This window comes from Nostoc sp. (assembly GCF_036917465.1).
In the GTDB taxonomy this organism is placed as follows: Bacteria; Cyanobacteriota; Cyanobacteriia; order Cyanobacteriales; family Nostocaceae; genus Nostoc.
Map to the genome: position 1 here is coordinate 16,776 of NZ_JBALDL010000002.1, position 12,220 is coordinate 28,995.

Here is a 12,220-nt window from a genome sequence, read left to right on the forward strand (position 1 = left end):
AAGGAGCTAACCCTTGATACAACAAAACTCCAGCCTATCGACATCTGACAAAGAAAGTCATCCCTCACGAAATTTACTGATTCGATTTATTCTTGGCGGTACCACCCTTATAGTCAGTATTTCTGCCTATTTCAGCTATCAAGCTGCTAGAAATATGACGCTGAAAGATTTGAGACATAGCGCTTTTTTAGAAGTGCAGAGAGGGGGTGCTGAAATTGAGGAGTGGTTAGACCTTCGCCAAGTGGAGGTACAAACCCTGGCTAATACTTCAACTGTCCGCTCCTTAAACTGGTCTGTGGCAGACCCCTATTTAAAAGCAGAAGTCAAGCGGATCAATGAATTTTTCCTTTTCCAAATAGCTAACCCAGATGGTTCATATTCCAATACAAAAGTTGGTCGATCAAATAAAAATATTCGGGATCGAGACTACTTTAAAAAGGCAATTGCGGGAAAGAGCAATACTTCTGATCCCTTTATTAGCCGTTCTACAGGAATTCCTTTAATTGCGATCTCTACCCCGATCTGGTCAAATTCTGCTAGCAGTAGTTCACCGATCGGGGCTTTCCAGGGCAATGTGAGAGTCGATCGCATTACAGAGGTTGTTAACTCCCTGCAATACGGTACGAACAGCTATGCTTTTGCGCTGAATTCTCAAGGACAAGCGATCGCTCATCCTAACTCAGCGTTGATGTCAACCCTAGAAAAACCTGCACCCAGCCTGCTGAAAATGAGCGATCGCAATCTAAATGCGATCGCCCAGAGGATGGTAAACAAACAACAGGGAATTGAGTTAATGGAAATTGACGGCACTAAAAAGTATGTAGCTTATCTGCCGTTGCAAGCCGCTAATTGGTCTGTAGCTTTGGTGATTCCCTGCCAAAATATCGAATCTCGATTGCAATTCCTCGATGCGATCGCCTTAATTGTCGGTGCATTAACTGTCACCATGATTACCGTCTTGTGGCAAGTGCAAGCATTTGAACAACGCGAACTGAAAAAGTCTAAAGCTGCGGCTGATACAGCCAACCATGCTAAAAGCGAATTTTTAGCTAACATGAGTCATGAACTGCGAACACCCTTGAATGGCATTCTCGGTTGTGCCCAAATTTTGTTGCGTTCCCCAGCTTTACCTAAGCAAGAGCAATATCACCTCAATATTATTGAACAATGTGGCTCTCATCTGCTGACTTTAATTAATGACATTTTGGATCTCTCCAAAATTGAAGCGAAAAAGTTAGAACTGCATCCTTATGATGTGCATTTCCCCTCCTTTCTTCAAGGAATTATCGAAATATGCCAGATTCGGGCAAAACAAAAGGGCATTTGCTTTGTCTATAAACCTGCGATCCATTTGCCTACAGGGGTTTATGTTGATGTCAAAAGATTACGTCAGGTACTATTAAATCTGCTGGGAAATGCCATCAAATTTACAGATGAAGGTCAGGTTACTTTCAATATTGAAGTAATCGATCAACCTCCCAATGATGGGCAGATAATCAAACATCGCCTTCGCTTTACCGTAGAAGATACGGGAATTGGTATAACTACCGCAGAGTTGAGCAAAATTTTCTTGCCCTTTGAACAAGTAGGTGAAAAAAAGCGCCAAGCTGAAGGTACAGGGCTGGGTTTAGCTATTACTCAGCAGTTAGTCCAAATGATGGGTAGCGATATCTATGTTAAGAGTCAGATCGGTCAGGGGAGTAGCTTCTGGTTTGAGTTGGAGATTCCTGAAGCAACTGATTGGGTAAAATCTGCGATCGCTGCATCAGAGAAACAAATCATTGGCTTTGAGGGTAGCCCCTACACCATCCTGATGGTTGACGATCGCTGGGAGAATCGCACAGTCATTACAAACTTACTGCAACCACTAGGTTTTAATGTAGTTGAAGCCAGCAACGGTAAAGAAGGTTTAAAAAAAGCGATCGCCCTCAAGCCAGACTTAATCATCACAGATTTGCTGATGCCAGAAATGGATGGGTTTGAATTAATTAAACACCTCCGTCAGACTCCAGAAATTCAGGATATATTCATTATTGTTTCTTCCGCTAGTGTCTTTGAAGCCGACCAAAATCGCAGCCTGCAAGCTGGAGGTAATGCCTTCTTAACCAAACCCATACAATTAGATGAATTATTGCATCAACTAGAACAATACTTAAATTTGGTATGGATTTACAGTAAGTCTCAGCCGGATGGGGAAAAAGCTAAGGAAGCAACAATAGTAACTGCTCAATTAACCGCTCCTTCCCCCCAAGTGTTGCAAGAAATAGTCACCTTAGCCACTAAAGGTAACTTCAATGCCATTCTCAAGTGGGCCGATAAACTTGAGGAAACAGACATAACCTTCGCACCATTTGCTGACGAACTACGGCAACTAGCAAGGCAATTTGATGAAGATTTAATTCTAAGTTTTTTGACTAAATATGTGGTGCAAACAGTATGAAAACAATTATTGAAGACCAAAATAATTCTATCAATTATGCTCCTTCTAGAGGAATTATTTTAGTCGTTGACGATAACCCTGCAAATTTACAAATTTTATCCAGCTTTCTGGATCAATCTAGCTTTGAAGTTTGGGCAGCACGCAGTGGAGAGAAAGCCCTTCAGCGATTAGAAAATGATGATTTACCTGATTTAATCTTGCTGGATGTGATGATGCCGGGTATAGATGGTTTTGAAACCTGTAAACAGCTAAAAAGCAATCCTCGTGTCCAAGATATTCCAGTCATTTTTATGACAGCCCTTTCAGAAACGGCTGATAAAGTCAAAGGTTTGCAATTGGGAGCTGTAGACTACATTACCAAACCTTTTCAGTATGAAGAAGTCTTAGTGCGGATTGAAAATCACCTCAAGCTGAGAAATTTGACGAAAACCTTGATTGCTAAAAACGCCGAATTACAACAGACTCAAACTCAACTTATTCAAGCAGAAAAGGTAGCAGCTTTAGGGCAACTGACAGCCGGAATTGCTCATGAGGTTAATAATCCCATTAATTTTATAGCTGGCAACTTGAATTTTGTTGAACAATATGTACAAGAGGTAATTAGTTTACTGTATCTCTATCAAAAATATCTGCCTGAACCCCCAGATGAAATTCAAATCGCAATTCAAAAAAACGATCTTAACTTTTTGTTAGATGATTTATCGAAAATTATTAAATCAATGCAACTTGGTACAGATCGCGTCACAGAAATTGTGTCATATTTGAACAACTTCTCGCGCCACAGAGAAGCTGGTAAGAAATTAGCTAACTTGCATGAAGGGTTAGAAAGTACATTACTCATTCTCGGACACCGATTTAAGCGAAATGCTCATCACCCAGCCATCCAATTAATTAAAGAATATGGAGATTTGCCACTTATTGAGTGTTTTCCTGGTGAAATAAATCAGGTTTTTATGAATTTAATTTGTAACGCAATCGATGCAATTGAAGAAGCAAATAAAAATAAAGATATTGATACAATATATCAATCTCCTGGTATGATTAAAATTAAAACTGAGGCAATTGGAGAGCAAGTTATTTTAAGAGTTGCCGACAATGGTTCAGGTATAGAAAACGCAGATAAAATAAAAATATTTGATGCCTTTTACACAACAAAACCCGTCGGTCAAGGAACAGGGCTTGGTCTATCTATTGCTTACCAAATTGTGGTTAATAACCATCATGGCAAGCTCACATACGATTCCAAGCCAGGTGAAGGGATGGAGTTTATTATTGAACTACCCATTCGATAAATGAGAATTGTAAACTAAATAAAAGCAACCATCACTTCCAATACGGTTCGGTTAAGATCCCCCCGCCTACGGCGACACCCTTTTGAAGGGGGTAAAAGATGCTTATAAGCCCCCCTTTTGAAGGGGGGTTGGGGGGATCTTCGAGGAATAAACCCCTTAACCGAGCAGTATTGCCATCACTTCTTTATGTATCAATCCGGTTTAGTTAAGGATTTTTGTTAATGATTTTAGACCTGTAGAGATGCGTTAGCGTAGCGGGGTAAAGCCCAGTACAATTTCGCATCTCTACTTAAAATTACTCTATGTAACAAATACATTTATCTAAAAATTGCTGTAACTATCGAATATTCACTTCTTGTAAATAATTTACTTCCTGAATATATTTAATCTTAGGAGGATTTTTAGAGACAAATGAATTTGTTCTTTTTGCAAAAGCTACCTTTTGATTGTCAGCTAGCAGACGTTGCTTTTGAGTATACTCATTTAATTTGACTTGAGCTTGAGCATAAACTAGAGTGTCTTGGGGAATGTTTCGGAGAAATTTTACAGCCCAATCGAAATCACCAATGGATGCTTTTTTGTAAGCATTCTGTAAAAAGTAAGCTGCTCTAATCTGGCGCTTTCGGTTGTACTCAGCCAATTTTTCTTGAACTAAAGCACCCGCACGACTTTCTTTAGGAATTTGTCGCAGATATTGTAATGCACTAGAAAAATCTTTTATCTGGGCACTTTCGTAAGCTTTTGCTAACAAATCTTGTGTCTGTGCTTCAATGTTAAGGTATGCTTGCTGAACTAGTTTATCTGTTTTAGATTGCCAATATGAAATATTTGGAATTTGAGAAACAGCATCAATAACATCTGACCATCGGCTCTCATGAAAAGCTAGTTGAGCCATTTGGTATTGTTGGGCAGCAACTTGCCATTGCCCTTGCCATTCTTCAACTGTGGCTTGCGCTTCTGGATAAACATTGCTGTGGGAGGGAATTGATTTAATAAGTGCGATCGCTTCTTGCAAATCCCCAGCTTGATATTCTTGTGTGGCTTTAGATAAAGTTTCTGTTTCTGAGTATGCTGGGGCAGTATTAATTAAAGAATATGCACCAAATCCCATCAATAAAGAATTAGCCGCTAGCCCGACTTTTATTCCCGTGAATAAGGGAGATAATTTACCAGATGTAGGATTAGCATCTTCAATCGCCACTTCTGGAAAAAATTGATTATCTGCTTCTAACGTTTCTGGTGGCTGAGTTTCCCATGTTATTTGTTTGAGTACCTGCAACACCTCAGCCGCAGACTGAAAGCGGTTTTCAGAATCGTAGCGGATCATTTGGCTGAGAACAGCAGCTAGATAATCGTTAACTGGCGTGTTTTGAGAACGCCAAAAAATTTCATTAGTATAAGAATCAACTTTTAATTGTAGTGGTTCTAACCCAGTTAAAGCCTGGATAGCAATCATACCCAAAGCATAAATATCACTGTTAGGCTGTGTTTGACCAATAAATTGCTCTGGCGGTATGTATCCCAATGAGGTGACGGGAATTCTATAAATCGGCAATTCCGCACCGATGCCAAAATCGATAGACTGGATTGAGCCAAAGTCAATCAAAACTAACTTGCGTAGGGCATCGCTATTACGTCTAATCAAGTTTTCCGGTTTGATGTCACAATGGATTACGCCTTGAGAGTGAACAAATTCTAGAATACCTAAGACATCTATTAGAAATTCTACAACTTCCTTTTCACTCCACAGACACCCCCACTGTTGAGCAATGGGTAATTCCGCAGTCAGTGCATGTCCTTCAATTAGCTGTTGTACTAAATAAAACTGTTTTTTTTCTTCAAAGCAGGCGATAAATTCAGGAATTTGTGCATGGCTTCCCAGAAGCTTGAGGGTTTCAGTTTCAGTTAGAAACATTAACCTCAGCATTTCCAAGTAGCCAGGTTCGGAACTATTGACTTTAATTTGCTTAACAACGCATTTGGGACTCTCTGGATAATCTACGTCTACAGCTATGTATGTTTGTCCAAATACCCCTGCACCAAGGGTTTGGACAATTTGGTAACGCCCTTGTAGTAATTTACCGATTATGTGGTTAGTCATGACCTGGTTACTCAGTAAGTCCTTATTATTTAGTTTTTCTGACATTACCTCCTGTTTCCGGAATGCTTTAGAAATAAATGAACAGAGTTTTGATACCTTAAATACAAGTTTATTTTTTAAGTATTTTTGCGTACGCCCCTAAAAAATTCTTAGAGGAAAAGTCAAAAATAGCGATTGGCCAACAAAAGAATGAATGTTATGTGTTCATCCAAGGCAATATTACGATAATTTAGTAGTGATACGAACTTAAGAGTGCTTGAATATCTTCTTGACTTTCCCAGATTTCTAAAGCCTTCAGTAACCACTGTGCATCTTCATTTTTTAGAGATTTAATATTTTTACCGTTGCAGTAAATAACTAGATAAACACTGTTGTCTTCATAATTATGATCTGGATAATCATAAGTATAAACCGGATAATTTTTAACTTTTTTTTTAGTCATTAAACCGAAATTAGGCGAATTTTTCGTTCTTTAGCTGCAACCTGACGGAAGGCTCCCAGCAAATACGATATTATTTTATGTGCAATGCCTGCCTACGCTCTATTAAGTGCTTATCCCAGATTTCGACATTTGTTAACTCGCGTTCAATTTGGGGTGCAATTTGCTCTATTAGGCGGATTTTATCTCTTAACGAAAGCTGTTTTATTAACTCTAATGCATCTTCAATAGTTACTGTTTCAGGTATTGTTCTTTTCTATTGACTATTGTCGATATGTTAGCACACTTAAAAGTGTCTAGAAATTAGATTATATAAGATAAATAAGGATACTTATTTTAATTTTTAATTATTTAACTATTGATTTCTTCATCTTCCTCAACTACTTCAGATTTATCTTGTAACGGCTTCACTACTCGCGCGATCGCTTCTTGAATAAAAGCTTTAATAAATTCATCTCTGCGATTAATCTGAAACTGTTTCTGCACAACTTCCGTCATTCCACCATCACCCCAGTCTTGATCGTGACGAAAATATTCAATAAAACTTTTACCAGCAATTCGCGTTAAATAAGCTGCTGTAACGCCTTGAATTGCTCTACCAATCAGAAAGGTAGCAACATTAAGTTGCAAAGCTGTAGATAATAACTGAATCGCTCCTTTAACAATGCCTAAACTGGCGATAGTTTTCGCTAAAGAAAGGGCTAACTCTCGTCCCCGTTCCATATTCAATTCACAGCCGTAGACTCTGCCAATTTCCACAACCATTTGAGCGTTGACTGCGGCTGTCGCCAATAAATCTACGACTGGTATGGGCGTGACTGAGACTACACCAGCACCAATCCATTGAAACCGTTCCACGATTTTGTCAGCTTGACGGCGACGCTGACTATCGATGAGTTTTCGCGCCTCGTCTCCCAATCGCAGAGATTGCAAAAGAATGTTATCTGCTACCAAATCTTCACCTTCGGCGCGTAAAACAGCAGCTGTGCGCCGCAGTAAAGGGACAATATCGGGTTCCGGCTGGTAGGTTTCGCCAGTTTCTAGTTGTGCAGATTGGGGATTAGCTGCGATCGCCACCACATCACTAGTAGCAATAAATCCCCGTACCCGTTGACGCAACCTAGCAAGGATCGCTTCTTTATCTTCATCTGTATATAAATCGGTTTTGTTAAGTACCAAAAGCGATCGCTTGCCAATTTCTGCTAATCCCCGCAACGGCTCATATTCTGAGCGTCGTAAGTCATTATCCACCACAAATAACAGTAAATCTGCTTCCGTCGCCAGTTCTCGCGCCATTTGTTCGCGTTCCGTTCCCGCCACCCCCGCTTCTAAAATCCCTGGCGTATCTGTAATTAAAATCTTGCGTTCTAATCCCTTCAACCGCAAACAATAGGTTTCTCCAACCTGGGTTGTACCCATCGGTGCATCCACTTGCCCCACCATGCGTCCCATAATCGCATTCACTAGGGAAGTTTTGCCAGCACTCCCCGTACCAAATACCACTACTTGAATTTCACCCCGTGCTAAGTTCGCTTCAATTTCGCGCGATCGACTTAATAAAGCTTGGCGTGTGACTTCATCTTGAATTTGCGCTACTTGTTGGCGCACAGCTTGGAGAGTTGTAGAAGCAGCGTCAGATTTAGCCGCAGGAATTTGCGCCGCAGTCACTCGCTTGGGGTTGCGGCGCGATCGCTTTTCCCCAGATTGAATTACCAATACATAATAGACAAAAGCCGCAACCAAGGCTCCAATCAGGACAATCAGCAGCAACAGCAGCAAATTGCCAAGCAACGGCGAATAGGACAATTGCCAATAGAGGCGCGATAGGGAATCAATTAGCCAGAGGGCTAGCCCCAAAATGACGATTAGACCAACAATTAGCGTTACTATGCGCGACAGAGGCATGGTTGGGAAAGATTAGTGGGTATTTAGTAGGCAGATGCTTCTGATCTTAATAGTTTCAGGATTTTTTGAGATCAAATTCAGATTGTTATATCTCAGTAGACAGATACTTCTTATTTTCACAGTTCCAGTATTTTTAACCAGGGTAGAAAAAAGCCACCTTTGATAGACTGAGAGCGCATTTTGGATTAAATGTGTTCTTCTTTGCGGCTGGATTTCTTGTTTTTGATGAAAAACCGCCTAGTAAAAAATTCAACAGCGAGTAATACCATGACTGCAACACCTCAATTAAAATACTTTAACTGGGTTCAACAAAAATTCCATCGCCTGAGTATTCGGCAAAAAATTTTTTATGGATACGGTTTGGCTTTGGGAGTTGCAGTTTTAGGGACAACAGCAGGGTTGGTAATAGGCGATCGCTATTTCCAACAAGCTAGACAACATCATCTATTGATAGATGAACAAGGAGAATTGTTAAGTAGTTTACAAGGTAACTTGTTGAAAATACAGATCCATCAGCAAGAAATAGTGCCTTTTTTGCAGCAGCCGCAAGTGTTGCAAAAGGGAATTTCTCGTTTCAAAAGCGATTTGGCAGAAACTGAAACGTTGCTTTCTCAGATGCAGGAATTTAGTCAAATCAATTCGCAAACGGATTTACAAACTCTGCTTACAAAGCATAACAGCACAATAGCGGGATATTTTGAACAACTCAGAGCGCTGATTCAGCAAATTTTGCCATTAAGTTCACAGCCGGAAGGAACATTAAAAGCACAGCAGTTAATCTCAAAATTCAGTGAAAGTCAGGAGTCCGTGAAGTTTTATCAATTTGCTCATGAGTTAACCGACTTTGTTAAAACAGTTCGAGAAGGCCAAGAGGAATCTGATCTAGCCCAAGAAAAGGCTGGGCTAATCCAAGCTCAGATTATTATTGGTACTATGGTGTTGTCAGTAGCGATCGCTGCTATCCTAGCTTTCTACACTAGTAGAATCATTGCCTATCCGATTAAAGCGGTGACAAATATCGCCCAAAGAGTTAGCCAAGAAGCCAATTTTGACTTGCAAGCACCCGTAATTACCCAAGATGAAGTTGGGGCTTTAACTACTTCTCTTAACCAGCTAATTCAACAGGTAAAGCACCTTTTAGAAGAACAACAAGCTGAGGCTCAAGTCCGACTTATTCAAAGTGAAAAAATGTCTAGTTTAGGACGGATGTTAGCTGGTGTGGCTCACGAAATTAATAATCCTGTAAATTTCATTTCTGGCAATCTGGTACACGCAAAAACCTATACTGACGATTTATTAGCATTACTGCAAATATACAAAGCCGAAGTTCCTCACCCTTCCACTGCTGTGCAAACTCTAGCAGAAGAAATTGATTTGGAGTTTCTAGAAGTAGATTTGCCAAAACTCTTCAATTCAATGAAAGTTGGCGCTGAACGTACGCGAGAAATTGTCCGAAGTTTAAAAGATTTCTCTCGTTTAGACGATGGCGAAGCGCAGTTAGTAGAGCTACACGCTTGTTTAGATAGTACATTATTAATTCTGAACAATCGCCTGAAAAATGGGATTAACCTTGTTCGCAACTATGGAGAGATTCCAGCGATTCCAGGCTATACAGGTTTACTTTATCAAGTATTTATGAATCTGATCAGCAATGCACTTGATGCTGTGGAGGAAAAATCGGCTGATAATCCTGAATTTATCCCTAAAATCACTATTATTACAGAACGTTGCCAGAATGATTTGGTGATAGTGCGAATTGCCGACAACGGGGCTGGTATTCCACCAGAAAATCAGAAAAAGATATTTGAAACATTTTTTACAACCAAACCGCGAGGTATTGGTACTGGTTTGGGGCTAGCGATCGCATATCAAATTGTGGTAGAAAAACACAAAGGCAAGATTAGCTGTCAGTCTGAGTTAAATCAAGGTACAGAATTTGCGTTGGCTCTGCCCACCGCAGGTATTGCTTTGCCCACCACAAGTATCACTTTACCGACTTCTCATCCTTGAGCTAGTAGCTTTCCAAAGTTAATTTTTTCATAATAATTAACACCAAGTAGAAACTTGCGTGTTTAAATTTTTTAGTGGACTGACGAAAGTTTGCCTACACACGAACACTTCAAGCCAGTTTTGGCAAGCTTTTTGAGAATAAAGGGAGAAATAAATTTATGGGACTTTTCGATCAAATTCTTGGGGCTGTCGCTAATCCCAATCAACAAGGTAGCTTAGGGCAACTGGGAGGAATTATTAACACTGTACAACAGTTGAGCGATCGCACTGGCGCAGATCCTTCTACCATTCAATCAGTTTTGTCAATTGTCGGTGGTCAAGTGCGTTCTGCTTTACAAGACAAGCAAGCTACAGACGGAAATGAAGCCGCACAAAGTTTAGTGAATCAATACGCTGGGACTTCAGCTAATCCCCAAGCAGTCGATTCGCTGTTTTCTCCTGAAATACAACAGCAAGTAGCTGAGGTCGCTGCCCAGCGCACTGGATTAGATGCTGGTATAGTTCAACAATTGCTACCTTTAGCAGTACCTTTAGTGCTGAATTTCTTACAATCAGGTGCAAGCGCTCAAAATGCCCAAGCTGGCGGGAATCCTGTACTAAATTCCTTTTTGGATGCTGACGGCGATGGTGATGTTGATATCGCTGATGCCATCCAAATGGCAAGTCGGTATATGAGACAGTAATATTTTTCCCAACTCCCCACTTCTTTAGACATGAGCAATTAAACCTTGCTAGATATTTAGCTAAGACATAGGCTGAGAAGATGGGGAATTTCCAAATATAAATCAGACAGTCTATGGCTAAAGTTTTTGACTGTATTACTGACGAACTGCAAGAGTTTATTGCAGCCCAACATCTTTTCTTTGTTGGCTCTGCACCCTTGAGTCCTACGGGTCATGTTAACCTATCTCCTAAAGGTTTAGGAGGCTTTCGCGTCCTCTCTCCTAACCGAGTAGGTTATTTAGACCTTACAGGCAGTGGTAACGAGACATCAGCCCATTTGCAAGAAAATGGGCGGATAACCTTCATGTTTTGCGCCTTTGAAGAACCCGCGTGTATCCTCCGTCTTTACGGTCAAGGAAACACGATTTTACCGAGTTCTCCAGATTGGGACTCTCTATATTCTTTGTTTGTACCGATGCCTGGAGCTCGTCAAATTATCATCGCCGACATTGAAAAAATACAGGTTTCTTGTGGTTTTGGTGTACCAGTATATGAATATCGAGGTCAGCGCCAGACTTTAGTAACCTGGGCTAGCAAAAAAGGCGAAGAGGGAGTTAGAGAATTTCAACAGAAGAAAAATCTTGTCAGTATTGACGGTTTAGCGACACCACTAAGTAAATTACCCTCTAAATTGCCTCAAAACCCGTAGCTTTATACTTGATGCAATAAGAAAACTGCTGTATGGATTATTCTATTTGTCCACTCACACAAAAAGATGAGCCTTTTCTCTGGACAATGTTTTATGGAGCAGCGCATCTGGAAATCTTCATTTGGAATTGTGCTTTTATGACCCTTTTGGTTTGGTATCACCACCAATTATTACTTGGAACAAGTTTCCTAGTAAAGATAAAAACGCCGAGACTAACACTATCAGCATTAAACTAGCAAGGGCAGCAAAGGGAGAAATGATGAATAAGATTAACAGGGCAAACATCAAAATTGTTAGTAATGTCTTATTCATTTTTTCACCTTTAATAGTTATTATTCTTAAGTTAACCAACTAAGCCATAAACTTGACCATAGTCAATAGAAAGAATTAGTCTTAGAGGTTGTTTGAAAAGTCATGATTGATGTATCAAATATTTTTACCCCACCCTAACCCTCCCCTTATAAAGGGGAGGGAACCGGATTTTTCTTGTTTCCCCCCTTGTAAAGGGGGGATTAAGGGGGGTAAGAATGTGATTAAAATTATAGCAAACTACTTTTCAAACAACCTCTTAGTTCTCTGGTAAGATTTTGCAACCAAATTGGATACCAAAATCTAATTTATAAATTAAAAAATTTCGGCGGTTTAACTTCCCACTTCTAAC

General features: G+C 40.1%; 9 protein-coding genes. 5 read left to right on the forward strand and 4 right to left on the reverse strand.

What is annotated here, in order from left to right; translation table 11 throughout:
* The first annotated feature begins 13 nt into the window (after nucleotides 1–13).
* Both V7K38_RS00185 and V7K38_RS00190 read left to right on the forward strand, forming a co-directional pair.
* A complete protein-coding gene (locus tag V7K38_RS00185) occupies nucleotides 14–2,440 on the forward strand; it encodes a hybrid sensor histidine kinase/response regulator (RefSeq protein ID WP_334854701.1) in 2,427 nt (808 codons plus the stop codon).
* Nucleotides 2,437–3,732, forward strand: a complete 1,296-nt coding sequence (locus V7K38_RS00190) for a hybrid sensor histidine kinase/response regulator (protein WP_334854702.1) — start codon at nucleotides 2,437–2,439, stop codon at nucleotides 3,730–3,732. Before V7K38_RS00185 ends, V7K38_RS00190 begins: the two co-directional genes overlap by 4 nt.
* Nucleotides 3,733–4,069: 337 nt before the next feature.
* Here the strand turns inward: V7K38_RS00190 and V7K38_RS00195 are convergent, their stop codons facing one another.
* The 3 genes from V7K38_RS00195 to V7K38_RS00205 all read right to left on the reverse strand — a co-directional run bounded on the left by V7K38_RS00195 (nucleotide 4,070) and on the right by V7K38_RS00205 (nucleotide 8,177).
* Nucleotides 4,070–5,833, reverse strand: coding sequence for a serine/threonine-protein kinase (locus tag V7K38_RS00195; protein ID WP_334854703.1), 1,764 nt, complete (start codon nucleotides 5,831–5,833; stop codon nucleotides 4,070–4,072).
* Nucleotides 5,834–6,062: 229 nt separating this feature from the next.
* Complete coding sequence (locus V7K38_RS00200; protein WP_334854704.1) at nucleotides 6,063–6,275, reverse strand: hypothetical protein; 213 nt, start codon at nucleotides 6,273–6,275, stop codon at nucleotides 6,063–6,065.
* Nucleotides 6,276–6,623: 348 nt separating this feature from the next.
* Nucleotides 6,624–8,177, reverse strand: a complete 1,554-nt coding sequence (locus V7K38_RS00205; RefSeq protein WP_334854705.1) for a YcjF family protein — start codon at nucleotides 8,175–8,177, stop codon at nucleotides 6,624–6,626.
* Nucleotides 8,178–8,444: 267 nt separating this feature from the next.
* Between V7K38_RS00205 and V7K38_RS00210 the strand changes: the two genes are divergently transcribed.
* The 3 genes from V7K38_RS00210 (at nucleotide 8,445) to V7K38_RS00220 (ending at nucleotide 11,559) form a co-directional block, all read left to right on the forward strand.
* Nucleotides 8,445–10,187, forward strand: coding sequence for a sensor histidine kinase (locus V7K38_RS00210; RefSeq protein ID WP_334854706.1), 1,743 nt, complete (start codon nucleotides 8,445–8,447; stop codon nucleotides 10,185–10,187).
* Between the two features lie 158 nt (nucleotides 10,188–10,345).
* Entirely contained in the window at nucleotides 10,346–10,870 is a 525-nt protein-coding gene (locus V7K38_RS00215; protein ID WP_334854707.1) for a DUF937 domain-containing protein, read from the forward strand.
* A 113-nt stretch (nucleotides 10,871–10,983) separates the two neighbouring features.
* Nucleotides 10,984–11,559 (forward strand): pyridoxamine 5'-phosphate oxidase family protein, encoded by a 576-nt coding sequence (locus V7K38_RS00220; protein ID WP_334854708.1) that lies wholly within the window; start codon nucleotides 10,984–10,986, stop codon nucleotides 11,557–11,559.
* Nucleotides 11,560–11,694: 135 nt separating this feature from the next.
* Here the strand turns inward: V7K38_RS00220 and V7K38_RS00225 are convergent, their stop codons facing one another.
* Nucleotides 11,695–11,871 (reverse strand): hypothetical protein, encoded by a 177-nt coding sequence (locus V7K38_RS00225; RefSeq protein ID WP_334854709.1) that lies wholly within the window; start codon nucleotides 11,869–11,871, stop codon nucleotides 11,695–11,697.
* Nucleotides 11,872–12,220 lie beyond the last annotated feature (349 nt).

Excerpts from the sequence above, each read along its gene's own strand:
- V7K38_RS00190 (WP_334854702.1), top strand. The coding sequence starts at position 2,437 with ATGAAAACAATTATTGAAGACCAAAATAATTCTATCAATTATGCTCCT.
- V7K38_RS00205 (WP_334854705.1), bottom strand. The coding sequence starts at position 8,177 with ATGCCTCTGTCGCGCATAGTAACGCTAATTGTTGGTCTAATCGTCATT.
- V7K38_RS00220 (WP_334854708.1), top strand. The coding sequence starts at position 10,984 with ATGGCTAAAGTTTTTGACTGTATTACTGACGAACTGCAAGAGTTTATT.
- V7K38_RS00215 (WP_334854707.1), top strand. The coding sequence starts at position 10,346 with ATGGGACTTTTCGATCAAATTCTTGGGGCTGTCGCTAATCCCAATCAA.
- V7K38_RS00200 (WP_334854704.1), bottom strand. The coding sequence starts at position 6,275 with ATGACTAAAAAAAAAGTTAAAAATTATCCGGTTTATACTTATGATTAT.
- V7K38_RS00225 (WP_334854709.1), bottom strand. The coding sequence starts at position 11,871 with ATGAATAAGACATTACTAACAATTTTGATGTTTGCCCTGTTAATCTTA.
- V7K38_RS00210 (WP_334854706.1), top strand. The coding sequence starts at position 8,445 with ATGACTGCAACACCTCAATTAAAATACTTTAACTGGGTTCAACAAAAA.
- V7K38_RS00195 (WP_334854703.1), bottom strand. The coding sequence starts at position 5,833 with ATGACTAACCACATAATCGGTAAATTACTACAAGGGCGTTACCAAATT.